Source organism: Plantactinospora soyae (assembly GCF_014874095.1).
GTDB lineage: Bacteria > Actinomycetota > Actinomycetes > Mycobacteriales > Micromonosporaceae > Plantactinospora > Plantactinospora soyae.
This window is the reverse complement of the sequence record NZ_JADBEB010000001.1, coordinates 1,997,965-2,022,009: the sequence shown is the minus strand read 5'-3', so window position 1 is coordinate 2,022,009 and position 24,045 is coordinate 1,997,965. Positions and strand designations below refer to the sequence as shown.

Genomic DNA, 24,045 nt, shown 5'->3' with positions numbered 1-24,045 from the left:
GCCCGACCGGCCGGGAACCGTCAGAGGCCCAGGTCCCGGGCGATGATCATCCGCTGTACCTCGGAGGTGCCCTCACCGATCTCCAGGATCTTCGAGTCGCGCCAGAACCGGCCCACCGGGAACTCGTTCATGAAGCCGTAGCCGCCGTGGATCTGGGTCGCCTCCCGGGCGTTGTCCACCGCGCACTCGCTGGAGTGCAGCTTGGCGATCGCCGCCTGCCGCTTGAAGTCCTCGCCGGCCAGCATCCGCGCCGCCGCGTCGTAGTACGCCAGCCGCGAGGTGTACGCCCGCCGCTCCATGTCAGCGATCTTGAACTGGATCGCCTGGAAGTTGCCGATCGGCTGGCCGAAGGCGCGTCGGTCCTTCGCGTACCGGATCGACTCGTCGACGCAGCCCTGGGCGAGCCCGACCGACAGGGCGGCGATGGCGATCCGTCCCTCGTCGAGGATCCGCAGGAACTGGGCGAAGCCCCGGCCGCGCTGGCCGAGCAGGTTCTCCGCCGGCACCCGGCAGTCGTCGAAGGTCAGCTCGTGCGTGTCGGAGGCGCACCAGCCCACCTTGGAGTACCCCGGCGCGACGGTGAAGCCCGGAGTGCCGGACGGGACGATGATGCTCGACAGCTCCTTGGATCCGTCGGCGTTCACCCCGGTCACCGCGGTCACGGTGACCAGCGCCGTGATGTCGGTGCCGGAGTTGGTGATGAACGCCTTCGAACCGTTGATCACCCACTCGTCGCCGTCCAGGACCGCCCGGGTCGCCGTACCGCCGGCGTCCGAACCGGTGCCCGGCTCGGTCAGGCCGAAGCCGGCCAGTGCCTCGCCACTGAGCAGCTTCGGCAGCCACCGGGCCCGCTGCTCGTCGGTGCCGAACCGGTAGATCGGCATCGCGCCGAGCGAGACGGCCGCCTCCAGGGTGATCGCGACACTGGAGTCGATCCGGGCCAGTTCCTCCAGCGCGAGGCAGAGCGCGAAGTAGTCCCCGCCCATTCCGCCGTGCTCCTCCGGGAACGGCAGGCCGAACAGCCCCATCTTGCCCATCTGCGCGACGATCTCGTACGGGAAGGTGTGCTGCTCGTAGTGGTCGGCGATGACCGGGGCGACCACCTCGCGGGCGAACTCCCGCACACTGGATCGCAGCGCCTCGTACTCGTCGGTGAGCCGGAAGTCCATGGGTTCCTCCATACGGATCGGTCGGTCCACCGGGAGCGCTCGTGGCGGCCGGCGGGAGGTTGCTGCTCCAGAGCCCGCAGCGGGTCCTGATCGTTAAACGGGCGTGACGCCGTGCCGGCGCCGGGAGAACTGCCGGTCCTTGCCCCGGGCGGCGTCGAACCGCTGGATCAGCTCCGGCCGTAGGTCACCCGGTTCGACGATCGCGTCGACGACCAGTTCGCTTGCCAGCCGGACGATGTCGATGTCCTGCTCGTAGGCGGCACGCCGCTCCGCGACGAAGGCGGCCCGCTCGTCCGGGTCCGCGATCGCCGCGATCTTGTTCGCGTAGACCGCGTTCACCGCCGCCTCGGCACCCATCACCGCGATCTTCGCGGTGGGCAGCGCGATCGTGGCGTCCGGCTCGAAGCCGGGGCCGGCCATCGCGTAGAGGCCGGCGCCGTACGCCTTGCGGACCACCACACAGATCTTGGGTACGGTCGCCTCGGAGATCGCCGTGATCATCTTGGCGCCGTGCCGGATGATGCCCTGCTTCTCCACCGCCGTACCGACCATGAACCCGGGGACGTCGGAGAGGAACAGCAGCGGCACGTTGAACGCGTCGCAGAGCTGGACGAACCGGGTCGCCTTGTCGGCCGAGTCGACGAAGAGCACCCCGCCCTTGAACATCGAGTTGTTCGCGACCACCCCGACGACCTCGCCGTTCAACCGGCCGAAGCCGATGGTCAGCTCCTTCGCCCAGAGCGCCTGGATCTCCAGGAACGAGTCGGCGTCGAGCAGGCCCTTGACGTACCGGCGCATGTCGAAGGCCTGCCGCTCGCTCGCCGGCACCAGCGCGGCCAGGTCGACGTTGCCCGGCGCGGCGGCGGACGGCGCGACCGGTGGCGGCTGCGTCCAGTTCGCCGGCAGGTACGACAGGTAGCGGCGGACCACGTCGAGGGCGTCGGCCTCGGTCTTGCAGAGGAAGTGCCCGACCCCGGACTCGGCGCAGTGCACCCGGGCCCCGCCCATCTCCTCCAGTGTGGTCTTCTCCCCGGTGACCATCTCGACCATCCGGTCGGAGCCGAGGTACATGCTGGCGTTGCCGTCCACCATCGCCACCACGTCGCAGAACGCCGGAATGTACGCGCCGCCGGCCGCGCTCGGCCCGAACAGCGCGCAGACCTGCGGTATCGAGCCGGAGGCGCGGACCTGGTTCCAGAAGATCTTTCCGGCGCCGCGCCGGCCGGGGAAGAGGTCCACCTGGTCGGTGATCCGGGCGCCGGCCGAGTCCACCAGGTAGACCATCGGCTGTCCGGCGGCGTACGCCCGCTCGATGATCCGAATGATCTTCTCGACCGTACGCGCGCCCCAACTGCCGGCCTTGACGGTCGAGTCGTTGGCCATCAGGCAGACCTGCCGGCCGTCGATGCGGGCCGAACCGGTGATCACGCCGTCGGCGGGAAGGCCGTCGGCGAGCGCGTTCGCGTACATGCCGTCCTCGACGAAGGAGCCCTCGTCGACCAGCATCGCGATGCGCTCGCGGGCGAACAGTTTGCCCTTGGCGGCGTTGGCCGCGTGGTACTTCTCCGCGCCGCCGGACCGGACCCGCTTGCCGAGCTGTTCCAGCTCCGCCCCGCCGTGTTGTCCGGGTGCCGCTCCGTCGAGTGCCACGCCGACCCCCTAGCCCGCCTTGCCTGACTTGACCTGAACGATCGTTAGGTTACGGCATCCGGGCAACTTCGGGCCACCCCGGTTGTCGACCTCGCGCTGGATCGTCCGGCGCAACGGCCAGGCTCCGCGTGTCCGAGCAACCGTCATACCGAGCGACCACGTATGTGGAAAGGATGTTGAAATTGACAATTGTCGATAATTATGCTGCTGGCACCCCCTTAAAACCGGATCGGAGTGTGAGTCATGACCTCACGGATCAGCCGGCTCGTCGTCGCGTTCGTCGCGACGGCAGGTGCGACCCTGGGCGTCACCATCGCCAACCCGTCGCCCGCGTCCGCCGCCATGACCATCTGCTACAACACCAGCCAGGCGGGCAGTTTCGCCGGCGTCGCCAACCAGGCCGCCTCGATCTGGAACAACGCCACGTCGAACCTGACGCTCTCGGCGAACTGCGGCAACAACCTCCGGATCTACTCGATCACCGGCGGTGGCTCGTACGCCCAACGGACCAGTCTCGGCAACGGCCGGGTCTACATCGACACCCGGCAGGCCGCGCAGTACAGCCCACTGCGGATCATGAGCCACGAGATCGGCCACATCCTCGGGCTGCCGGACAACTACAACGGGAACTGCTCCCTGCTGATGTCCGGTGGCAGCGCCGGCACCAGCTGCACCAACCCGAACCCGAGCAGTGCGGAGGCGAGCCGGGTGACCAACCTCTTCGCCGGTACCCGGGTCAGTGGTGAGGACGCCCGTGGCACCGGAAGCCAGGTGTTCCCGGACAGCTGGCCGGCCGTGCTCGCCCCGATCGGCTGAGCCGGGGCGCCCGCCCCTGCCCCCGGGGCGGGCGCCAGCGACGGAGGGGCCGGCGAACCCGCCGGCCCCTTCGTCGTACGCAGTGGTGGGAGTTAAGAGGGGGCCCTTCCTATACAGAAAGCGATAAGAAGGGGCCCTTCCTTACACCGCCGTCAGGCGGCTGCGGGGGCCGGCGCGGAGCACTCCGGAGGGCAGCTCCCGGCCGACCAGCTCCTCGGCCAGCGCCGCCGCCTCCAGCAGCGCGTCGAGGTCGATCCCGGTCTCGATGCCCATGTCGTGCAGCATGTGCACGACCTCCTCGGTCGCCACGTTCCCGCTCGCCCCCGGGGCGTACGGGCAGCCGCCCAGGCCGCCGACGCTGGCGTCGTACTCGGTGATCCCGAGTTCGAGGGCGGTGAGCAGGTTCGCCAGCGCGGTACCCCGGGTGTTGTGGAAGTGCAGCAGGACCGGGATGTCGGGCTGCCGGTCCCGAACGGCGGTGACCAGTTCCCGGACCCGACGCGGGGTCGCCATCCCGGTGGTGTCGCCGAACGCCACCCGGTCCGCCCCGTCCGCCACCACCCGGTCCACGATGCCGGCGACCCGGGCCGGATCGACGTCCCCCTCGTACGGGCAGCCGAAGCTGGTCGCCACGATCACCTCGGCGGTCGCCCCGGCGGAGTGCAGCAGGTCGATCAGCCCGGCGATGTCGTCCAGCGACTCGGCCGTGGACCGGTTGACGTTGCGCCGGTTGTGGGTGTCGCTGGCCGACACCACCACCTCGATCTCGGTGAACCCGGCCGCGAGAGCCCGCTGCGCACCGCGGGAGTTCGGCACCAGCGCCGAGTAGCGGACCCCGGACGCCCGGGACGCCCGCGCCCAGACCTCGTCCGCGTCGGCCATCTGCGGGATCGCCTTCGGATGGACGAAGGAGACCGCCTCGATCCGGCGTACGCCGGTCCGGGACAGCGCGTCGAGCAGCCGTACCTTGCCGTCGGTGGGTACCGGATCCTCGTTCTGGAGACCGTCGCGCGGACCGACCTCACGGATCGACACCACGCTCGGCAGCTCCGCCCGGCCGGTCACTTCTTCGCCCGCATCCGGCCGACGATACCGGTGTCGTAGTCGCCGCCGAGGAACTCGGAGTTGTCGAACAGCTCGGAGAAGAACGGCAGGTTGCACTTCGGACCGGCGATCTCGAATCCGGCCACCGCCGTCCGGGCCCTTGCGATCGCCTCGGACCGGTCCGCGCCGTACACGATGAGTTTGGCCATCAGTGAGTCGTAGTGCGGCGTGACGGTGGTGCCGAGGGCGTACCCGGAATCGACCCGGACCCCCTCCCCGGTCGGCTCGGTCCACGCGGTCACCGCGCCCGGTCCCGGCAGGAACCGCTTCGGGTCCTCGGCGTTGATCCGCAGCTCGATGGCGTGCCCGCGCGCCGTCAACGCGTCCGGGTCGAAGCCGGGCGCCAGTCCGGCCGCCACCCGGAGCTGTTCCTCCACCAGGTCCACGCCGTAGACCAACTCCGTCACCGGGTGCTCGACCTGGAGCCGGGTGTTCATCTCCAGGAAGAAGAATTCCCCCGTGGCCGGATCGAGCAGGCACTCCACGGTGCCCGCGTTGCGGTAGCCGACCGCCTCGCCGGCCCGGACCGCGGCGGCCAACAGCCGCTTCCGGAGTTCTGCCGACACGGCCGGTGACGGCGACTCCTCGACCAGTTTCTGGTTGCGCCGCTGCACCGAGCACTCCCGCTCGCCCAGCGCCACCACCCGGCCGTCGGCCAGGCCGAGGATCTGCACCTCGACGTGCCGTACCCGGGGAAAGTAGCGCTCGATCAGCACCGAGCCGTCCCCGAACATCCGCTCGGCGAAGGCGCGTACCTTGTCGTACTCGGTCCGCAGGCCGGCCTCGTCGGCGGCGACCGCCATGCCCATTCCGCCGCCACCGGCGGCGGCCTTGACCATGACCGGGAAGCCGATCGTCCCGGCGGCGGCCAGCGCCGCGTCCACGTCGGCGGCCGGGTCGGTGGTGCCGGGCGCGACCGGTACCCCGGCGTCCGCCATCAGGTTACGCGCGTTGATCTTGTCGCCCATCGCGGTGATCGCGTCGGCGCCGGGCCCGACCCAGATCAGGCCGTTCGCCTCGACGGTACGGGCGAAGTCCGCGTTCTCCGACAGGAAGCCGTACCCGGGATGGATCGCCCTGGCGTTGGTCGACTTGGCCGCGGCGAGGATCGCCTCCGGGTTGCGGTAGCTCTGCGCCGGGTTGGCCGGTCCGACACAGACCGCCTCGTCGGCCTCACGCACGAACGGCAGGTCGGCATCTGCCTCGGAGTAGACGGCGATCGTCCGTACACCGAGCCGCCGGGCGGTACGGATGATCCGGCGAGCGATCTCGCCACGGTTTGCGACGAGCAGCGACTCGATCATGTTCTGTTGCGTCCCTCTCCAGGTGTGGTATCGGCGTCCGCCGGGCTCAATCGTCCGGATCGGCGCTCAGTCGTCCGCCGGGCTCAACCGTCCGCATCGGCGCATCGGCGCTCAGTCGTCCGCCGGGCTCAGTCGTCCGGATCGGCCAGCAGGGCGGCGAGGGTCGCGGCCCTCAGCAGCGCGGCCCGGCGCTCTCGGTCGACCTCACCGCCGAGGAACGGCGTGGAGTTCATCAGACCGAAAGCGGCGTGTGCCAGCACCCGGGCCTCGCCGGCCGACAGCTTCGGATGCAGCGCGGTCAGCACCCCCACCCACTCCTCGACGTAGAGCCGTTGCAGCCGACGGATCTGCCGACGCGGCTCCTCGGGCAGTCGGTCCAGCTCGTGCAGGTGCAACGCGATGACCGCCGGGTTGGCGAGCGCGAACTCGACATGGAAATCGATCAATGACTCCAGTGCCGCGCGGGCGTGCTCCGGATGATCGGCGACCCGCTGCCGACCGCCGGCCAGCAGCCCGTCGCTCACCGGCATCAGCGCGGCGGCGAGCATCGCCTCCTTGCCGGCAAAGTGGTGGTAGAGCGCTGGCCCGGTCACCCCCGCCGCCGACCCGATGTCGTCCATCGACACCCCGTGGTAGCCGCGGGCCGCGAACAGGCCGACCGCGATCTCCAGGATCTCGTCGCGGCGGGACCGCCGCCGCCGTACGCCGCTGGCGGGCACGCCGGCCTCCGCCCCCATCACCTGCTCCTCCACCGTCACCCGACCAGCCTAGCCAGGTGTCAATCGCCGACGACCTGCCCCTTTACCCCCAGGCCCCTCCGATCCACCCGGCCCGCCCCGGCGCTGCCGCTGGTCGGACCGGTAACCGGAGCCGACAGCGACCAGGTCGTCACGCCTCGGCGTCGAGGATGTGACCGGCGCGAGCGGCCAGACCGTTACCCGCCCGCGACGCGTACCGGCCCCGGGTCGGGGACGCGATCGGCCCGAACGGGCATACCGTCACTGGTCGGGGTCGAGGGCGTACTCGGCGCGCAGGGCGGTGGCTTCCTCGTACCGGCCGAGCGCGGTCAACGCCTCCGCAAGCCACAACGCACCCCGGGAGGCCAGGTCGGGGCGCTCGGTCACGACACCGAGCGTCGTCCGCAGCAGCGGCTCCGCTTCCGCCGGCCGATCCGACCGGACCAGCAGCTCGCCGGTCAGCAGGTCGACGTGCTGCGCCTCGCCGAGCGCCTCCAACGACCGGAGTTCGTCGGCGACACCGGGCAGCCGGCCCAACGCCTCCTCCGGGCGACCGACGGCGAGCAGAGCGCGGGCCGCCGCCTCCGCCAGCAGCGCCCGCTCCCAGCGCAGCGTGGCAGCGGCCGAAACGGCGTCCTCCGCCGGCTCGCCGAGCGACACCGCCGGGTCGGCGGTCGGGGTCGGCGACGCCACATCCGGTGGATCCAGGGTCGCCGCCACCCGGTCCGCACGGCCGAGCGCCGCCAACGCCGCGTCGGGATCACGGGCCCAGATCTGGGCGGAGACCTCCCGGCGCCAGGTGCGCAACTCGTCGATGCCCCGCTCCGCGAGCCGGTACGCCGTCGCCGCCGCCGCGAACCGCTGCGCCGCGAGACTGTCCCGGTCCTGCCGGTAGAGCAGGTCACCGGCTTCCTCCAGGACCCGTCCCCGCCAGACGAGATTGTCCGGGCTGTCCAGGTTGGCGGCGAGTTCGTCGAGCAACGCCACGGCCAGGTCGTACTCGTGCAGCGCGGCGTATACGGCGGCGAGCAGGTGCCGGCAGCAGTCCGCGTCGGCCTGCCGGCCGAGCCGCTTCAGTTCACCGATCGCCTCTTCGGCCGCCTCGGCCGCCTCCGTCAACATGCCGGCCCGCTGGTACGCCTCCGCCAGCTTCCACCGCAGGTGGGCCGCGCCGTCCGCGATCCCCCACCGCACACTGAGGGCGACCGCCTCCACGAGGTCGTCGACCGCCTCGGCCGGACGGTCGACCAGCAGCAGTGCCCGGGCCCGAAGACTGCGGGCCTGCACCACCGTTTCGTCCGTCGCCGTCCGTACCGCCTCGTCCCAGGCCGGAACCGCCTCGGCCGGCTCCTCGACCGAGTCCGCGTACCGCAGGCAGGCCGTGGCGAGGTAGTCCGGCGGGCCGCCGAGGTCCAGGAGCAGATCCCGGGCCTGCCGTACGGCCTCGTTGGCCTCGACCCGTCGGCCGAGCAGATCCAGGAAACGGGTCCGGCGCAGCGCGATCCGGGCCAGCAGGTACCGGTCCCCGACACCGGCAGCCTCGGCCGCCGCCCGGTCCACCGCCTCCAGCGCCTCGGTCGTCCGCTCCTGGTTGAACAGGACGATCGAGAGCCGGTCGTATCCGCCGGCCCGGGCAACCCCGTCACCGTGCTCGGCCAGGTAGTCGGCCGACCCCTGGGCCAGTGACAGTCCCTCGGCCGGATCGTCGGCGAGCGCCAGCAGCACGCCCAGGCGTCCCGCCACGATCTGCTCCCGGACCGGGTCCGGAACCTGGCGGTGCAGCGCGATCGCCTCCCGGTTCGCCGTCACCCCGCCGGTGACATCGTCGACCGTGTGCCGTTGCAGGGCCCGCAACTCGGCCCGCCGGGCCAGCACCGACGCGTCCAGGGACACGTCCGCGAACCGTTCGTCGAAGGTCCGCAGCGCCGTCGCCAGGTGATCGTCCTGTCGGTGACGCAGCCACCGTTCCTCGATCAGTTCGAGCAGCCGGATCGGTGGTACGTCGGCCGCCAGATCGGGCGAGGTCGCCCCCGGGTCGGTTCGGGTCGCGGTTCGGGTCGCGGTTGGCGGCGCGGTTGGCGGCGGGGTTGGCGGCGCGGTTGGCGGCGGGGTCTCTGCCGGGGGCGGGGGCGGCGGGGGATCGACGCCGGCTGACGTACCGGACGTGCCGGTGGACCCGACCGGGCCGACGTCCTGGCGTGCGGCGGTGGCGGACAGCGGCAGGTACGGGCCGATCGGCTCCAGCGCCAGGTGTTCGCCGACCCAGTTCGACTTGGTGGAGGTGCCGTTCCGGGCATCGAACCGAGCGGCCAACGCGTGCGCCGTCGTGGTCAGTTCCTCGGCCAGTACCGTCACCGGCACCTCGGTCGCCGACCGCTCCCCGTACGCCGACCGGTGCACGGTCAACGTGCCGTGCCCGGCTGAGTCCAGCCGGCGGAGCAGAAGTGCCGCGCCGACGGCGAACTCCATCGCGGCGCCCGGGGACGGGGCACGGTCCAGCCAATCCAGGTGCCGTTCCAGCAGCTCCAGGCCGCGCGGCTCGTTCCCGGTCAACGCGCAGAACGTCAGGTGTTCACCGATGTCCCGCAGGTCGGCGACGTTGCTCCGATGCCGGCGGTACGCCCGCAGGTGCGCGTCCCGCGCCTCCGCCCGTCGCCCGCTGTGCAGGTACGGCCGCAGCAGGGCGGTGAGGACCGCCTGCGGTTGCTTCGCACAGCCGAGCCGACCGGTAAGCACCGGTTCCGCCAGCGCGACCGCCTCCTCGTGACGCCCGCTCGACGCGAGGTAGTCGATCTGGGAGGTCGGATCGCAGCCGGCGCAGTCGGAGAGCTGGTTCCGTGGGGCGGTGAGCCAGCGCCTGTACCACTCCTCCGCCTCGTCCGGCGCCCCCACGTGCCGGGCCACCCGGTGCCGTCGCTTGTAGACGGCCTGGAGGCTGTGGCCACCGTCCCGGTAGCGCCGCTCCATGTCGTCCAGCACCGCGTACGTCCGGTCCAGCGGAACGTCGGGAAAGTTCAACAAGCTGTTGATCATGTATTTGAACTGCCGGAGCAGGTTGTACTCGTTCCGCTGGTGGTACGGCTTCGACGGCCCGTCGAACTCGGCCAGACACCACGAGAAGGTGACGAACGACCGGCCCGGCTCCCCGCCGAAGACGTAACTGTCGGTGCCGACCACCCGGGCCACGAAGGCGATCTCGTCGTCGCCGTCCGCGTCCGCCTGCCGGATCAGCTGCTCGACGGCGGCGATCTGACCGGCGCCGTACGGCATCTCGGTGATCCGGTGCAGCGCCCGCCAGAGGTCCCTGTTGACGTTCTCCATTGTGCTCACTCCTGTCCCGGCACGGCCCGCCCGAGCAGGCCGAGGAACGAACTGTTGAGCAGGGCGGCGTCGGCCGGTCGGATCGGGTGGTAGCCGAGCAGCAACGCCTGCCCGTACAGCGCCTCCACGGCGAGACCGACCAGCTCCGGATCGGCGAGCGCGGTGACCCGGCGGACCAGCGGATTGCGGTGGTTGAGCACCAGTTGCGGGCGCTCCGGCGGGCCGGACGCGGCGAGCGCGTCGAGCACCCCGGCCCACATCTCGTCGGCCCGCTCCCGGGTCGACTGCAACTGCTCGTGGAAGGCCGCCGAACGGCTCACCAGGTAGAGGGCGGGCAACGACGCGGGGGCGTACGACCGCAGCACCACCTCACAGCCCAACCGGTCCAGGGCCCGCTGTGCCGTACTCAGGAACGGTCGGACGGCCAGCTCCACACCCGGATCGAGGATGTCGAACCGGGTGGTCAGATCGGTCGGCTCCAGCCGTTCGACCAGCACCGACCGGTCCACCGACGGCAGCCGCTCGATGATCTCGGCGTCGTACGTGTAACCGGCGTTGACCACCGCCAGATCCTGCGCCGCCGCCACCGCGGCGAGTTGGCGGAACTCGTCGATGGTGGCCGCGTACCGGATCAGGCCGTGCCGCTCGCGGAACTCCGCCAGGGTGGTCTGCCCGGTGTTGGTCTCCATCGGCCACCAGCGCTCGACCAGCCGGAGCATCTCGTCGTCGTGCAGCGCCAGCGCCTTCACCCCGAGGTGATGCACCTGGAGGAAGTCGGCGAGCCGCTGGGGATCGCTGCCGGCCAGCCGGACCAGCCAGCCCCGGAGCTGATCGCCGAGCGCCTCACGGGTGCTCTCCAACAGGTTGTCCTCGTACAGCGCCTCCCGGCTGGCGGTCGGCCGCAGCTCGCTGGAGTCGACGACGCAGCGCGCGAAGAACGCCCAGTCCGGCAACAGGCCCTCGGCGCCCTCGGTGAGCAGCATCCGCTTCAGATAGACGCGGTGCCCGGCGCGGGCTGCCGGATTCACCGGTGCGGGGAGCACGAAGGCCGTACCCGTCAGCCCGGCCTCCGGCACCGACAGCGGTACGACGTCGAACGGGGTGAAGCCGAGCGCCTCGCGGGCGTACCGGACGAGCCGGTCCCGGCGGGCGGCGGGGGAGGTGCCGGCGGACGCCGACCAGGGCGGCGCTCCGGTGGTGGTCTCGATCCCGCCGACGAAGACCCGGATCGGCAGCAGCGATCCGAACAAACCGGCCAGCTCCGTCACCGTCGAGCCGAGGAACCACTGTTCGGCGTCCCGGCGCGGCACCAGGGTCACCGTCGTACCGACCTCGGCCCGCGCCTCTCCCTCGGCGGCCAACTCGACCCGGTAGCGGCCGTCGGCGTACCCGGTCCACGCCACGGTGGGCTCGTCCCCGTGTCGGGTCCGCACCCGGACCTCGTCGGCGACCAGGAAGCAGGAGAGCAGGCCGATGCCGAACTGGCCGAGGAACTCGTGCCGGGCGAAGCCCAGCTCGTCCCGCTTCGAGCTGCGACCGATGGTGGCGAGCAGTTCGTGTACCTGGGGTTCGGTCAGCCCGATGCCGGTGTCGTGCACCCGCAGCGTGCCGTCCCCGGTCAGCTCGGGCGGCTCGATCCGCACCATGGCCGGGGCCGCTGGCTCGGTGGCCCGGCGGGCGGTGATCGCGTCCGCCGCGTTCTGCAACAGCTCCCGGACGTAGACCCGGGGACTGCCGTAGAGGTGGTGACTGAGCAGGTCGACCACGCCACGCAGGTCGACCTGGAAGGTCCGGTCCACGATTCTTCACTCCGTCCGACACCGGGATGTCCCTGTGGTCGGCGTCCGATTGCCGGCGCTCACCGTACCGGTCCCGAGTGACGCTCCGCCTCCTCCTTTCATGCGTCTGGGCAGCCCTGTCACGGCGAGGCTCGGACGATCGGACGGCACGGCTGACTTGACCCTCGACCCGATCGAGGCGGCAACGTCCCCGTCCGACATCCCGGCCCGAGCAGCAGAGGACGGCAGGAACCATGACCGATACGACGATCCCGTCGACGCCGGACGCGACCGACCGCCGGACAATCCCGGCGGACGGAACCGATGGACGACCGGGCGTTGCGGGGCTCGGCGGCGCGTTCGCTCGACTGTGGACGGCGGCGGTGGTCTCCCGGCTCGGCGACACGCTGCGTACCCCGGCACTGGCCCTGCTCGCCGCATCGGTCACCCGCGACCCGCGTGCCATCGCAGCGGTGGTGGTCGCGGGGCAACTGCCGCCACTGCTCTTCGGCCTGCTCGGCGGGGTGTACGCGGACCGCTGGGACCGGCGGCGGACGATGGCCGGCTCGGACGCTCTCCGGGCCGTCCTCGTCGGCGGTTTCGCGCTGCTGGTCGCCACCAGCGAGGTGCACGTCGGCGTGCTGGCCGGCTGCGCCTTCCTGCTCGCCACCCTCGGCACCTTCTTCGACGCCGCCGCCTTCGCCGTGCTGCCCGCGCTCGTGCCGGCGGACCGGCTGGCCGTCGCCAACGGCCGACTCCAGGCGGGTACGGCGATGGCCGGTGGACTTGTCGGTGCCCCGCTCGCCGGAGTGCTCTTCGCGGTCGGCGCCGCCCTGCCCTTCGCCGTCGACGCCGTCACGTTCGCCGTCGCCGCGCTGCTGGCCCTGACCCTCCGGCCGATAGTGGCCTCGTCCCGGCCACCCGGTCCGACGGTTCACCGACGTGTCGCCTGGCGGGCGGCCGGTGACGGGCTGCGCTGGATCTGGCGGGACCGGACGCTACGGCAGATCACCCTTCTGGCGATGGTCACCAACCTCGCCACCAGCGGCCTGATCGCGATCATCGTGCTGTACGCGCTGGACGTGCTGAAGGTCCCCGCCACCGGCTACGGGCTGTTCATGTCGGCCGCAGTCTTCGGCGCACTGGGCGGCGGGCTGCTCGCGGGCCGGATCGCCACCCGGCTCGGCACACTGCCGGGTCTGCGCTCGGTGCTGGGAGCCGAGACGCTGGCGATCGCCACCCTGGCGGTGGCCCGTCATCCGGTGCCGGGCGCCATCGCACTCGCCGTCTTCTCCGCCGGCACCGCGAGTTGGAATGCGCTCTCGTCGACGTACGGCCAGCGGAACGTGCCCGTCGAGATGCTCGGCCGTGTCGGCAGTGCGCAGCGTACGGTCGCCCTGCTGGCCGCCCCGGTCGGTGCGATCGGTGCCGGCGTCCTCGGCTCCGCAGCCGGGCTCTCCTCGGTGCTGTACGCCGCCACCGCCGTCTTCGCCCTGGTCACCGTCGTCTCGTGGCCGATGCTGCACCGTGGAGTTGAAGTCGAATCGGGGCGTCCCTGAGCAGGCCGAGGCCCAAAAGACTCGCCAGCCGGCGGATAATCGCCAGTGGCGCGACCGAGCTCCTTGGCCTGTCAATGCTGGCGATCGGTGTGCGCGTCACCGCACGTCACGCCGCTCTGGCGGGGGTACTGCGGCGGGTGCTGGCATGATCGCTGCATGCGGGACTCCGTCGCGGCGGTGCACGACCTCGTTTCCGGGCTCGTCCCGACCGACGAGTTGGAGGAACGCCACCGGACGGAGACGCTGCACTGGTTGCGCAGCACCGACGACGTGTTCCGGCGGGTGAAACCGGCCGTCCCGCCCCGGCACCTGGTGTCGTACGTGGTGCCGGTGGATCCGGCCGACGGCGGTGTGCTGCTGGTCGACCACGTCAACGCCGGGCTGTGGCTACCGCCGGGTGGGCACGTCGACCCGGACGAGCACCCCGCCGAGACGGCCCGCCGGGAGGCGTACGAGGAGTTGGGCGTACCGGTCGGAAGCGGCCTCGTCCAGACGGAGCCGGTCTTCGTCACCGTGACGCGTACCGTCGGAATCGACGCCGGGCACACCGACGTGAGCCTGTGGTTCCTGCTCCGGCTCGACCGGGAGCAGCCGCTCTCGCTGGACAGCGGCGAGTTCCGGGAGGCGCGCTGGTGGTCGCCGGCTGAGGTACGCGACGCCGATCCCACCCGCTTCGACCCGCACTTCACCCGCTTCTGGCGGAAGCTCCAGCGGGTCCGCTTCTGAGCTGGGTGTGACGCCGCCGGTCAGCGCGTCCGGACCTGCCGGACGAACGACCGCCAGGCGTGCGGGGCGAAGACCAGCGCCGGACCCGACGGATCCTTGCTGTCCCGCACCCCGACCACCTCCGGCAGGTTGTCCGCCACCTCCACACAGTTCCCACTGGCTCCGTTGCTGCGACTGCTCTTGCGCCAAGCCGGCCCGGTCAGATCCATGTCACCGCCACTCCTAAACGTCAAAGCGATCCCGCACCTCTGACGAACGACCGCCAAGCGTGCGGGGCGAAGACCAGCGCCGGACCCGACGGATCCTTGCTGTCCCGCACCCCCACGACCTCCGGCAGGTTGTCCGCCACCTCCACACAGTTCCCACTGTGCCCGTTGCTGCGACTGCTCTTGCGCCAAGCCGCCCCGGTCAATTCCATGTCTCCGCCACTTCCAATATCAACTTGGTGGACTGCTGATGCGGTAGTGCCTCGCTTCGAATGGACTCCCATGCCTTGACGATCCACGCTACTTCCGATGCGTTGTGCACCACCATGCCTTGGAGGTAGTTGTCAAGGAAAGCCAAATTCTCGTCGGCAGACAACATGGCAACGACGAACGGCCCGCTCAGCCCGGCGTACGCGCCAACGCCGGTCGGCACTACCTGGAGCCGAACCTGGGGCATATCGCCCGCAACTTTCGCCAGATGCCGCAACTGCTCACGCATCACATCCGGTCCGCCGATCGGCCGGTGGAGCACCCCTTCATCGAGGACAGCGGTCATCTGCGGGGGCTTCCCTCGATTGAGGATGGCCTGTCGATCCAACCGCGCGGCGACACGAGTGGTCACCTCGTCAGCAGTCAGCACACCCGTACTCGCGAAGATGGCCCGCGCGTAGGCCTCGGTCTGAAGCAAGGCCGGAATGACGGTGTTCTCGAACCAGCGGAACGACTCGGCCTTGCGTTCGATTTCGATCCACTCGCGGAGCCAGGATGGCTCGCCGTCGAGCTTGAGCTTGATCACCATGCGCTCGAAGAGGCCGCCGGTCTTCAACGCCTTGTCTGCGCCCCGGACGTACTCCCGGGTCAGCGCGCGGGTGCCCGTCTCGACGGCGCTCACCTGTGACGCCGAGAAGTTGGCACCCCGGCCGAACCGGTCCTGAGTCATTCCGGCGGTCACCCTCGCCCGACGGATTTCTTCGATGATGAATTCGATCATGGATTGCCGCGCCTCTGTCATAAATCCTCCCGCAAGTCAATGGATCCACTCCACAGTTCGCCTCGGTTCACCCCAAGCCCCGGATCATTCACGCAGGTCACAACGGGTGCAATGCACACCTATCGAGGTTAGGGGGCGGCCGTCCAGAGTGGAAGGCAGCGGGACCGTTCGGGGTCGGAATAGGACGGGCGGAACCGAGCGGGGCCGTTCCGTCCGGCATCGGAACGACCCCGCATCCAATTCCCATTGCGAGATCGAGAAGAAGGGATGATCAATGCCCAGACGCCATCGCCTGCCGATTCGGCATTACCGTGCCTGGTACTTCCTCTGGATCTTCTGTTCCTGTGGCCGCCGCTGGCGCTGCCCACATTCCATCCCGGCACCGCGCAGGCCCGGAGCGCCGCCGGCCCCTCGTCCGGCGCTCGTCCAGGTCCCGCCGGATCCGCCACCGCCACCGGTGCGGGCCCGACACACCAACACCCGTCCGATCTGGGACAGGGCCGGCCGAGCCGGGCACCGTCACCGGACGGGACTCAGCCGGCAAATCGAGCGCCGGTGACCGGGACAGCTCGATGTACGGCCCCCATGCGCGGTTCCGCCCGCACACACCCGCACGACCGTCGTTCCGATGCCGTACCTGCGGCGCGCCCTGGCCCTGCCAACCCGCCCGGCTCGGCCTGCTGCGGGCCTACCGCGACAACCGGATCGGACTGCTGGTCTATCTCGCCAGCCAACTTCAACACGCGTTGCAGGACCTGCCCACTACCGATCCCCGCGAACTCTCCGCCCGGATCGTCTACTGGCTCCCCCGCTCCCGACCACCCTGACCGACGAGCCGGAACCCACCAAGATTCTTGGCGACCGGTGGCGTGCTGAGGACCGTAGATTGCCAAGGATCTTGAAACCGTCCGGGCCGGGGCGAACCGATGGCGGAACCTGTCGCGGGCGTCACGCCTCTACCCGGCATGACGACGACGAGGCGTGACGTGTTGCGGCTGACCGGCGCGCTGCTGGCCGGGACCGCCGGAGTCGGGGCGGTCACGGCCAGCGCGGGCTGCCAGTTCGGGTCCGGCGACCGGGACGACGCGGAGGCCGCCGGCCGCAAGCCGACTCCGCGTGAGGCGCTGGTGGTGGAGTTGTCCGACGGCAAGCTGGCGGTGGTCGACGCGGTGACCGGGCGGATGCTGGTCCAGCCGGCCCCGGCGGTGGTCAGCGGCGACGGCCGGCGGCTGGTCCGGGTCGAGCGCCCCGACGGGGGTACCCGGTTGACCAGTCACCGGCTGCCGGACGGTGCGGCGGTCAGCGCCGGCACCCTGACCGGGGCGCTCACGGTCCGCACCATCTCGGCGGACGGCGACCTGGTGGCGCTCGCCGACGACGCCGGGCCGGGGCACACGCCCTACCGGCCAGGGCCACGGGAGCGGACCACCATCGTGGTCGCCGACGGTGCCGGGCAACGCCGTCGACTGGAACTGCCCGGCAACCTCGAACCGGAGGCGTTCGACGCGTCCCGCCAGGCGCTGTTCGTCCTCGACTACCTGCCGCCGACCGCGCCGGACCGGTACCGGGTACGGGTCGTCGACCTCGCGTCCGGGCAGGTGCAGCCGCTGCTGACCCGGGTCAAGGCGGTGGTGCCGGAGGGCACCGAGGAGGAGATGCGCGGCGAGGGCCGGCAGGCGGTGTACGACCGGCAGCGCAATCGGCTGTTCACGCTCTACACGCACCAGCCGGACCACGTGCACACCCGGGACCGGATCGCCGCCGCCACGGACCCGACCGGTGCCGGGGCGCGGGACGACGCCCCGCACGTGCACGCCTTCGTACACACCCTCGACCTGACCGAACGCTGGGCGTTCTGCGTCGACCTGCCGGCGCCGTTCGGCGAGCGCGCGGCCGCCGGACACACGATCGCGCTGAACCGGGACGGCAGCCGGCTCTACGTGGCGGACACCGGTAGCGGCGCGCTGGCCACGATCGACCCCGCAGGGCTGACCGTGATGGACAGCGTCCGGTTCGACGCGCTGGCCGGTACTGCCGGGTCGGGTAACGCCGTACCGGCCGCCGCGACCTTCGACGGCGCCGGGATGCTGCTGGTCGGTGCCGGCCGCGAGGTGGTCGGGATGGCGGTCACCGCGGGCGGCGGCACGGATCCGCGGTGGTCCACGCCGGCCGAGGTACGCGGCCTCGCCGGCCCGCCCGACGGCACCCGGCTGTACGTCGGGCAGCCGAACGCCGTACTCCGGGTCGATGCCGGCACCGGGACGGTACGGCAGCGTATCGACGTACCCGGGCTGGTGGCCCTTCGGCAGGTCATCGCCTCGACATAGCCCCCGGCCGTCGGCCTAAGATCAGCCCCCGTGACCTCCGCACTGGTACTGATCGACCTGATGCCCCGCATCGTCGCCCTGCCCCTCGCACCGCACACCGGCACGGAGGTCCTGGACCGCTGCCGCCGGCTGGCCGAGGCGTTCCGGGCAGACGACCGCCCGGTCGTGCTCGTCCGGGTGGAACGGCCGAACGTGACCGAGCAGCCGGCCGGCAGCGACCTCGTCGACGGTCTGGTCCAGCCCGGTGACGTGGTGGTCGTCAAACGCACAATCGGGGCGTTCCACGCCACCGACCTGCACCACCAGTTGCAGAGCCGGGGCGTGGACACGCTCGTGCTCGCCGGGCTGGTCACCACGATGGGAGTGGAGTCGACCGCGCGGGCGGCCAGCGACCACGGCTACGAGGTCGAGTTCGTCGCCGACGCGATGTCCGGCCTCGCCGCCGACGAGCACGATTTCACCGTCGAAAAGATCTTTCCAAGGTTCGGCGAGGTCCGGAACACCGAGGACTACACCTGACTCAGGGCCACGCCTGAGCAAGGGCCCACACCCTGGTTCAGCCGGTGGTGAGGCCGCCGGGCTTGTCGCCCTGGACCACGGGTGCCCGGACCAGGTTGCCCCACTCGGTCCACGAGCCGTCGTAGTTGCGCACCCTCGGGTAGCCGAGCAGGTGGTGCAGCACGAACCAGGTGTGGCTGGACCGCTCGCCGATCCGGCAGTACGCGATCACGTCGTCGTCCGGCGAGAGCCCGAGCTGGTCGGCGTAGATCGACCGCAGCTCGTCGGGACGCTTGAACGTGCCGTCGTCGTTCGCCGCCGCCTTCCACGGCTTGTTCACCGCGCCGGGAATGTGCCCGCCGCGCAGTGCACCCTCCTGCGGGTAGTTCGCCATGTGGGTCAGCTCACCGGTGTACTCGGCCGGAGACCGTACGTCGACCAGCGGGCGGGCCGCCGCAATGTGCGCCAGCACCTGGTCCCGGTACGCCCGGACCGGCGCGTCGTCGCGCTGCGGCACCGGGTACTTCGCCGGAGCCCGCTCGGTACGGTCCCGGGTCAGTTCCCGCCCCTGCTCGACCCACTTCTGCCGACCACCGTCGAGCAGCCGTACGTCGGGGTGGCCGAAGAGCGTGAAGACCCAGAGCGCGTACGCCGCCCACCAGTTGAAGTTGTCGCCGTAGAAGACGACCGTGTCGTCCCGGCTGATCCCCTTCGCCGCGCAGAGCCGGGCGAACGCCTCGGCGTCGAGGTAGTCCCGGGTCACCTGGTCGTTCAGCTCCAGGTGCCAGTCGACCTTCACGGCGCCGGGAATGTGCCCGGTCTCGTACAACAGCACGTCCTCGTCGGACTCGATCACCACCAGCCCGTCCGAACCCAGGTGTTCGGCCAGCCACCCGGTGGTGACCAGGCGCTGGGGGTCGGCGTAGTCCTGCAGCTCGGGGGCGGGGTCGCTCGGCATCGGCATGATCTCCACGGTACGCCGGGCGGGTCGGTCCAGAGGCCGGCTCGGCTCGGTTAGCGTCGCCATATGACGGAGTCGACACAGGGCCGTACGGCCCGGTACGAGGGAGAGACGTTCCGGCGCGAGGACTGGTACGGCGACGAGCTGGCCGAACGCGAGTACGTCGACTGCGAGTTCTTCGACGTCGACCTGACCGAGGCGACCACCCGGCAGGTCAGCTTTACGAACTGCACCTTCGGCAACGTCCGGTTCAACGCCTCCCGGCACACCGACTCGGCGTTCGTACGCTGCACCTTCACCCGCTGCAACTTCTTCGAGGCCGAGTTCGTCGGCTGCAAGCTCGTCGGCAGCGTCTTCGACCAGTCGTCCCTGCGCCCGTTGAAGGTGCTCGGCGGGGACTGGTCGTTCGTCGGGCTGCCCGGCGCCGACCTGCGCGGCATCACCGTGCACGGGGTACGGATGCGCGAGGCGGATCTGACCGGGGCGAACTGCACCGACGCGGTTCTCGCCGACGTCGACCTCTCCGGAGCGCAGCTCAATCGCACCCGGTTCACCGGATGTGACCTGCGCGGCAGCGACCTGAGCGCGCTCGACCCGACCCTCGTCGAGCGGACCGGCGCGATCGTCACCGCCGAACAGTCGATCGTGCTCGCCCAGGCGCTCGGCTTCGAGGTACGCCCAGCCCGCTGATCGCCGCAGGTCGGTCGGCACCGGCGGCATCCACAGCGGACGTACCCGGGCGGGTTCCGCACGGACGCCCGGCGGGTTCGCACCGACGCCCGGCGGGTTCGCACCAACGCCCGGGGCGATCGTCGCGGTGATGCCCCGGGCAATGCTCAGTCCACGAACGGCTGGTGGGGGAACGGGCCCAGCATCGGCCGTTTCGCGCTGACCGTGTCCCCGGACGACCGGCCGGTGAGCCGGCGCTTGACCCACGGCGCCAGGTGCTGTCCGGCCCAGCGCAGATCCGCGCCCCGGGCCGCCAGCCACGGCGTCGGGGCCGGCCGGGGCGGCACCACCAGCCACTGTTCGTCCGGCGGCAATTCGAGCGTGGCCAGCACCCGGGCCGCCACCCGGCGGTGCCCGGCCGCCGACAGGTGCAGCCGGTCGGGGCTCCACAGCACCGGGTTGAGGAAGACCTCGTCGGCGAAGAGGTCCACCAGCATCGCGCCGTGCCGCTCCGCCACCTCGCCGACGGCCTGGTTCAGGGTCGCCACCCGGGGCGCGACGAAGCGCTGACCGGGCAGCCGGGCCATCACGTCGGCGAACCGGAACAGCAGTACGTCGGCCCCATCGGCCCGCAGTTCCGCGACGACCTTGTCGAACCGCTCCATCAGCGGGTACGGGTCGAAGTTGCGACGCAGTACGTCGTTGCCGCCGGCCGCGAAACTGATCAGGTCGGGTCGCATGTCGAGGGCGACGGGCACCTGCTCCGCCACGACGTTGCCGAACAGTCGACCCCGGATCGCGAGGTTGGCGTACCCGAAGTCCGGACCGGCCTCGGCGGCCAGCGTCGCGGCCACCAGGTCGGCCCAGCCCCGGAAACTGCCGTCCGGGTAGGTGTCGTCCAGTCCCTCGGTGAAGCTGTCCCCCACCGCCACGAAGTTGCGCCAGCGCACGTCGCGCCCTCCCGTCGTACTGCCGCTCTGCTTGCTCCCGCTCGACCCTGCGGGCCAGTCTGTCAGCCGGATCGCGGCGAGCGTACGCCCGCCGGAGGAAGGTGACCGGAGCCGCATCGGCGCCACCGCGCCAGCCCCGGAGGGCGTGCGCGGCTACCCGACAAATCGGCTGCTCCGACCCGAAGTCCGGGACTACGCTGCCCGGATGCTGCTACGGATGTCCACGCTGTTTCTGCGTACGCTGCGCGAGGACCCGGCCGACGCGGAGGTGCCGAGCCATCGGCTGCTGGTCCGCGCCGGCTACATCCGGCGGGTCGCCCCGGGCGGCTACACGTGGCTGCCGCTCGGCCGGCTGGTACTGGACCGGGTCACCCAGGTGGTCCGGGAGGAGATGCTCGCGATCGGCGCCCAAGAGGTGCTGCTGCCGGCCCTGCTGCCCCGGGAGCCGTACGAGACGACCGGCCGGTGGACCGAGTACGGCGACGAGGTCTTCACCCTGCACGACCGGCGGGGCGCGGACTACCTGCTCGGGCCCACCCACGAGGAGATGTTCGCGCTGCTGGTCCGGGACACGCTCACCTCGTACCGCGATTTTCCGGTGTCGTTGTTCCAGGTGCAGACGAAGTTCCGGGACGAGGCGCGGCCCCGGGCCGGGCTGCTGCGCGGACGCGAGTTCCTGATGAAGGACTCCTACTCGTTCGACCTGGACGAGACCGGCCTGCGGGCCGCGTACGGCCGGCACCGCGACGCCTACCAGCGGATCTTCGACCGGCTGGGCATCGACTACACCATCGTCGCGGCGATCTCCGGTGCGATGGGCGGTTCCGCCTCCGAGGAGTTCCTCGCCCCGACGCCGGCCGGCGAGGACACCTTCGTCGGCTGTACCGCCTGCGACTACGCGGCCAACACGGAGGCGGTGACCACTCCGGCGCCGCCGGCCGGGGACGTCCACGCCCAGCCGTCGGCCCAGGTGTACGACACGCCGGACACCCCGACCATCGACGCCCTGGTCGAGCTGGCCAACGACCGGCAGCTCGGCGACCGGACCGACTGGACCGGCTCCGACATCCTCAAGAACGTGGTCGTGGCGGTACGCCGTCCCGGACTGGACGAGCCGGAGCTGCTGGTGGTCGGCGTACCGGGCGACCGGGAGGTCGACCTGAAGCGGCTCGCCGCGTCGTTGAGCCCCGCCACCGTCTCGATGTTCGACTGGACCGGGACCGACGGCAGTGGCCTGGTCCGGGGCTACATCGGCCCGCAGCTGCTGGCCAAGCTGGGCATCCGCTACCTGGTCGATCCCCGGGTGGCGCCCGGCACCGCCTGGTTGACCGGGGCGAACGAGCCGGGCCGGCACGCGACGGGCGTGGTCTGCGGGCGGGACTTCAACCCGGACGGAACGATCGAGGCGGCCGAGGTACGGGCCGGCGACCCGTGTCCCGCCTGCCGGCCGGGAGCGTTGACCATCCGCCGGGGCGTCGAGATCGGCCACGTGTTCCAGCTCGGTCGGCGCTACACCGACGCCTTCCGGGTCGACGTCCTCGACCGGGACGGCAAGCCCGCCCGGTTGACGATGGGCTCGTACGGCATCGGGGTGTCCCGGGCGGTGGCGGTGATCGCGGAACAGCACCACGACGGGCAGGGTCTGGTCTGGCCGGCGGCGGTGGCGCCGTGTGACGTACACCTGATCGCCGCCGGCAAGGGGCCGCAGACGGAGGCGGCGCTCGAACTCGCGAGCCAGCTCGTCGACCTCGGCCTGCGAGTGCTGGTCGACGACCGGGCGCACGTCTCGGCCGGGGTCAAGTTCACCGACGCCGAACTGATCGGCATCCCCCGCGCCGTCGTGGTCGGCCGCCGCTGGACCGAGGGGTACGTCGAACTGCGCGACCGGGCCACCGGCGATCGGGCCGAGCTGTCGGTGCCGGACCTGGTGGCGCGGCTGACCGGCTGACCGGCCCAGGGGGTGGCCCCTCGACAACGGCCGAGACGGCACCCCGGCGGTCTGGGCTCAGCCGGTCCGGGGAGTGGGGCGGGCCCGATGTGCCTGGTAGGACCGCTGGCACTCGCGGTAGTCCGGGAGCAGGCCGGCGGCCCGCAGCTCGGCCAGGGTGGGGGCGTTCCTGTCCCGCTCGGAGAGGATCGGCTCGATGTCGGCCGGCCAGGGCAGCGCCAGTTCCTCGTCACGTACGTGCACGATGCGTTCCCGGGCGGGGGCGTACCGGGTGGAGCAGAGGTAACTGACGACGCTCTCGTCCTCCGCCGCGACGAAGGCGTGACCGAGCCCTTCGGCCAGGTAGACCGCGCGGTTGTCGATGGTGTCGAGTCGGGTCACCTCGTGCTGGCCGAACGTCGGCGAGCCGACCCGCAGGTCGACGACGATGTCGAGTACGGCTCCTCGGGAGCAGTAGACGTACTTGGCCTGCCCGACCGGCACGTCGGCCCAGTGCACGCCCCGGATCACGCCTCGGCGGGACACGCTCTGGTTGACCTGCGCGACGGCCAACTCGAACCCGAGCGCGTCGGCGAACAACTCCGCGTCGTACCCGACCAGGAAACTGCCCCGGTCGTCGGAGAACTGCTGGGGCAGGAACTCCCAGGCGCCGGGGATGGAGAGCTCGGTGGCCTTCACTCGCACCTCTCAGACTTTCCTGGCGTCCCGCCGGATTATCCGGGCCAACCGCACCATACCGCCCGACAACCCAGAGTGGTCGATCGGAAACCCGACATGGTGTTAGCGTGCCGGCCAGGGGGTAGCAGGTGCTATCGAACCACTAGGGGGCGACAGACCGGGGTGTGGAGGCTCTCGTGACGCAGCTCAGGGTCCGCGACGTCATGACCAGGCAGGTCGTCTACCTGCCTCTGGGTACACCGCTGGACGAGGCCGCCCGGGCGATGCGGGACGCCGACATCGGCGACGTGGTGGTGACCGACGGGCCGAACCTGCTCGGCATGGTGACCGACCGGGACATCGTGGTCCGCGCGGTGGCCGAGGGCAGGGACGCCCGACAGACCACCCTCGGCTCGGTGACCACCCGGGAAATCGTGATGATCGAGCAGAATGCGACCGCAACGGAGGCGGCCATGCTGATGCGGGAGCGGTCCGTACGCCGGATCCTGGTGTGCGACACGGACCGCCAACTGGTCGGCATCGTCTCCCTGGGTGACCTGGCGGTTCGCCTGGACCCGTCGTCCACGCTCGGCGAGATCAGCGAGGCGAGTCCCGACAGCTGAGCGACCCGGGGCCGGCCCGGGTCCGACCCGCTTCCGCCGCCGACTGGACCG

Annotated in this window: 22 protein-coding genes; 9 read left to right on the top strand and 13 right to left on the bottom strand. The window is 71.2% G+C overall.

What is annotated here, in order from left to right; genetic code table 11:
- Positions 1 to 20 precede the first annotated feature (20 nt).
- Positions 21 to 1,169 carry an acyl-CoA dehydrogenase family protein gene (locus H4W31_RS08985; protein ID WP_192766239.1) on the bottom strand — a complete coding sequence of 383 codons (1,149 nt, stop codon included), beginning with the start codon at positions 1,167 to 1,169 and terminating at the stop codon, positions 21 to 23.
- A 93-nt stretch (positions 1,170 to 1,262) separates the two neighbouring features.
- On the bottom strand, positions 1,263 to 2,819 hold the full coding sequence (locus H4W31_RS08980; RefSeq protein WP_404825573.1) for an acyl-CoA carboxylase subunit beta: 1,557 nt from the start codon (positions 2,817 to 2,819) through the stop codon (positions 1,263 to 1,265).
- Positions 2,820 to 3,062: 243 nt separating this feature from the next.
- Between H4W31_RS08980 and H4W31_RS08975 the strand changes: the two genes are divergently transcribed.
- On the top strand, positions 3,063 to 3,635 hold the full coding sequence (locus H4W31_RS08975) for a snapalysin family zinc-dependent metalloprotease (protein ID WP_192766238.1): 573 nt from the start codon (positions 3,063 to 3,065) through the stop codon (positions 3,633 to 3,635).
- 141 nt (positions 3,636 to 3,776) lie between these two features.
- Here H4W31_RS08975 and H4W31_RS08970 read toward each other — a convergent pair whose 3' ends face one another.
- The 5 genes from H4W31_RS08970 to H4W31_RS08950 form a co-directional block, all read right to left on the bottom strand.
- Complete coding sequence (locus tag H4W31_RS08970) at positions 3,777 to 4,682, bottom strand: hydroxymethylglutaryl-CoA lyase (RefSeq protein WP_192771951.1); 906 nt, start codon at positions 4,680 to 4,682, stop codon at positions 3,777 to 3,779.
- A 14-nt stretch (positions 4,683 to 4,696) separates the two neighbouring features.
- Entirely contained in the window at positions 4,697 to 6,043 is a 1,347-nt protein-coding gene (locus tag H4W31_RS08965) for an acetyl-CoA carboxylase biotin carboxylase subunit (RefSeq protein ID WP_192766237.1), read from the bottom strand.
- A gap of 128 nt (positions 6,044 to 6,171) precedes the next feature.
- On the bottom strand, positions 6,172 to 6,780 hold the full coding sequence (locus H4W31_RS08960) for a TetR/AcrR family transcriptional regulator (RefSeq protein WP_192771950.1): 609 nt from the start codon (positions 6,778 to 6,780) through the stop codon (positions 6,172 to 6,174).
- A gap of 261 nt (positions 6,781 to 7,041) precedes the next feature.
- Entirely contained in the window at positions 7,042 to 10,101 is a 3,060-nt protein-coding gene (locus tag H4W31_RS08955; protein ID WP_192766236.1) for a hypothetical protein, read from the bottom strand.
- Between the two features lie 5 nt (positions 10,102 to 10,106).
- Positions 10,107 to 11,900, bottom strand: coding sequence for an HSP90 family protein (locus H4W31_RS08950; RefSeq protein WP_192766235.1), 1,794 nt, complete (start codon positions 11,898 to 11,900; stop codon positions 10,107 to 10,109).
- A 233-nt stretch (positions 11,901 to 12,133) separates the two neighbouring features.
- On the opposite strand from H4W31_RS08950, the gene H4W31_RS08945 reads away from it, so the two are divergent.
- Both H4W31_RS08945 and H4W31_RS08940 read left to right on the top strand, forming a co-directional pair.
- On the top strand, positions 12,134 to 13,438 hold the full coding sequence (locus H4W31_RS08945) for an MFS transporter (protein ID WP_192766234.1): 1,305 nt from the start codon (positions 12,134 to 12,136) through the stop codon (positions 13,436 to 13,438).
- 156 nt (positions 13,439 to 13,594) lie between these two features.
- A complete protein-coding gene (locus H4W31_RS08940; protein WP_192766233.1) occupies positions 13,595 to 14,164 on the top strand; it encodes an NUDIX hydrolase in 570 nt (189 codons plus the stop codon).
- Between the two features lie 20 nt (positions 14,165 to 14,184).
- On the opposite strand, the gene H4W31_RS08935 is transcribed toward H4W31_RS08940, so the two are convergent.
- The 3 genes from H4W31_RS08935 to H4W31_RS08925 are packed head-to-tail and all read right to left on the bottom strand — an operon-like array spanning position 14,185 to position 15,361.
- On the bottom strand, positions 14,185 to 14,373 hold the full coding sequence (locus tag H4W31_RS08935) for a DUF397 domain-containing protein (protein WP_192766232.1): 189 nt from the start codon (positions 14,371 to 14,373) through the stop codon (positions 14,185 to 14,187).
- A 20-nt stretch (positions 14,374 to 14,393) separates the two neighbouring features.
- Complete coding sequence (locus H4W31_RS08930; protein ID WP_192766231.1) at positions 14,394 to 14,582, bottom strand: DUF397 domain-containing protein; 189 nt, start codon at positions 14,580 to 14,582, stop codon at positions 14,394 to 14,396.
- Entirely contained in the window at positions 14,573 to 15,361 is a 789-nt protein-coding gene (locus H4W31_RS08925) for a helix-turn-helix domain-containing protein (protein WP_192766230.1), read from the bottom strand. The genes H4W31_RS08930 and H4W31_RS08925 overlap by 10 nt, the downstream gene beginning before the upstream one ends.
- 572 nt (positions 15,362 to 15,933) lie before the next feature.
- On the opposite strand from H4W31_RS08925, the gene H4W31_RS08920 reads away from it, so the two are divergent.
- From H4W31_RS08920 to H4W31_RS08910, 3 genes are all read left to right on the top strand, one after another.
- Positions 15,934 to 16,188 (top strand): hypothetical protein, encoded by a 255-nt coding sequence (locus H4W31_RS08920; RefSeq protein ID WP_192766229.1) that lies wholly within the window; start codon positions 15,934 to 15,936, stop codon positions 16,186 to 16,188.
- A gap of 138 nt (positions 16,189 to 16,326) precedes the next feature.
- The gene (locus H4W31_RS08915) at positions 16,327 to 17,688 is read left to right on the top strand and encodes a YncE family protein (RefSeq protein WP_192766228.1); all 1,362 of its coding nucleotides are present in this window, start codon (positions 16,327 to 16,329) and stop codon (positions 17,686 to 17,688) included.
- Positions 17,689 to 17,718: 30 nt separating this feature from the next.
- Positions 17,719 to 18,207 (top strand): isochorismatase family protein, encoded by a 489-nt coding sequence (locus tag H4W31_RS08910; RefSeq protein ID WP_192766227.1) that lies wholly within the window; start codon positions 17,719 to 17,721, stop codon positions 18,205 to 18,207.
- 37 nt (positions 18,208 to 18,244) lie between these two features.
- Here the strand turns inward: H4W31_RS08910 and H4W31_RS08905 are convergent, their stop codons facing one another.
- Positions 18,245 to 19,150: a sulfurtransferase gene (locus tag H4W31_RS08905; protein ID WP_192766226.1), complete on the bottom strand. Its 906-nt coding sequence runs from the start codon at positions 19,148 to 19,150 to the stop codon at positions 18,245 to 18,247.
- A gap of 63 nt (positions 19,151 to 19,213) precedes the next feature.
- Here H4W31_RS08905 and H4W31_RS08900 point away from each other — a divergent pair, with 63 nt between their 5' ends.
- Positions 19,214 to 19,837: a pentapeptide repeat-containing protein gene (locus tag H4W31_RS08900; RefSeq protein WP_192766225.1), complete on the top strand. Its 624-nt coding sequence runs from the start codon at positions 19,214 to 19,216 to the stop codon at positions 19,835 to 19,837.
- A gap of 146 nt (positions 19,838 to 19,983) precedes the next feature.
- On the opposite strand, the gene H4W31_RS08895 is transcribed toward H4W31_RS08900, so the two are convergent.
- A complete protein-coding gene (locus H4W31_RS08895) occupies positions 19,984 to 20,766 on the bottom strand; it encodes an SGNH/GDSL hydrolase family protein (RefSeq protein ID WP_192766224.1) in 783 nt (260 codons plus the stop codon).
- Positions 20,767 to 20,971: 205 nt separating this feature from the next.
- On the opposite strand from H4W31_RS08895, the gene H4W31_RS08890 reads away from it, so the two are divergent.
- A complete protein-coding gene (locus H4W31_RS08890; RefSeq protein WP_192766223.1) occupies positions 20,972 to 22,714 on the top strand; it encodes a proline--tRNA ligase in 1,743 nt (580 codons plus the stop codon).
- A gap of 57 nt (positions 22,715 to 22,771) precedes the next feature.
- Here H4W31_RS08890 and H4W31_RS08885 read toward each other — a convergent pair whose 3' ends face one another.
- A complete protein-coding gene (locus tag H4W31_RS08885; RefSeq protein ID WP_192766222.1) occupies positions 22,772 to 23,392 on the bottom strand; it encodes a dTDP-4-dehydrorhamnose 3,5-epimerase family protein in 621 nt (206 codons plus the stop codon).
- Between the two features lie 176 nt (positions 23,393 to 23,568).
- Between H4W31_RS08885 and H4W31_RS08880 the strand changes: the two genes are divergently transcribed.
- Entirely contained in the window at positions 23,569 to 23,994 is a 426-nt protein-coding gene (locus H4W31_RS08880; RefSeq protein ID WP_192766221.1) for a CBS domain-containing protein, read from the top strand.
- Positions 23,995 to 24,045 lie beyond the last annotated feature (51 nt).

Bases quoted from the DNA above. Each gene is read 5' to 3' on its own strand.
- H4W31_RS08905 (WP_192766226.1), bottom strand. From the start codon at position 19,150: ATGCCGATGCCGAGCGACCCCGCCCCCGAGCTGCAGGACTACGCCGAC.
- H4W31_RS08965 (WP_192766237.1), bottom strand. From the start codon at position 6,043: ATGATCGAGTCGCTGCTCGTCGCAAACCGTGGCGAGATCGCTCGCCGG.
- H4W31_RS08955 (WP_192766236.1), bottom strand. From the start codon at position 10,101: ATGGAGAACGTCAACAGGGACCTCTGGCGGGCGCTGCACCGGATCACC.
- H4W31_RS08985 (WP_192766239.1), bottom strand. From the start codon at position 1,169: ATGGACTTCCGGCTCACCGACGAGTACGAGGCGCTGCGATCCAGTGTG.
- H4W31_RS08900 (WP_192766225.1), top strand. From the start codon at position 19,214: ATGACGGAGTCGACACAGGGCCGTACGGCCCGGTACGAGGGAGAGACG.
- H4W31_RS08975 (WP_192766238.1), top strand. From the start codon at position 3,063: ATGACCTCACGGATCAGCCGGCTCGTCGTCGCGTTCGTCGCGACGGCA.
- H4W31_RS08945 (WP_192766234.1), top strand. From the start codon at position 12,134: ATGACCGATACGACGATCCCGTCGACGCCGGACGCGACCGACCGCCGG.
- H4W31_RS08940 (WP_192766233.1), top strand. From the start codon at position 13,595: ATGCGGGACTCCGTCGCGGCGGTGCACGACCTCGTTTCCGGGCTCGTC.
- H4W31_RS08935 (WP_192766232.1), bottom strand. From the start codon at position 14,373: ATGGATCTGACCGGGCCGGCTTGGCGCAAGAGCAGTCGCAGCAACGGA.
- H4W31_RS08890 (WP_192766223.1), top strand. From the start codon at position 20,972: ATGCTGCTACGGATGTCCACGCTGTTTCTGCGTACGCTGCGCGAGGAC.
- H4W31_RS08960 (WP_192771950.1), bottom strand. From the start codon at position 6,780: ATGGGGGCGGAGGCCGGCGTGCCCGCCAGCGGCGTACGGCGGCGGCGG.
- H4W31_RS08920 (WP_192766229.1), top strand. From the start codon at position 15,934: ATGTACGGCCCCCATGCGCGGTTCCGCCCGCACACACCCGCACGACCG.
- H4W31_RS08915 (WP_192766228.1), top strand. From the start codon at position 16,327: ATGACGACGACGAGGCGTGACGTGTTGCGGCTGACCGGCGCGCTGCTG.
- H4W31_RS08930 (WP_192766231.1), bottom strand. From the start codon at position 14,582: ATGGAATTGACCGGGGCGGCTTGGCGCAAGAGCAGTCGCAGCAACGGG.
- H4W31_RS08925 (WP_192766230.1), bottom strand. From the start codon at position 15,361: ATGATCGAATTCATCATCGAAGAAATCCGTCGGGCGAGGGTGACCGCC.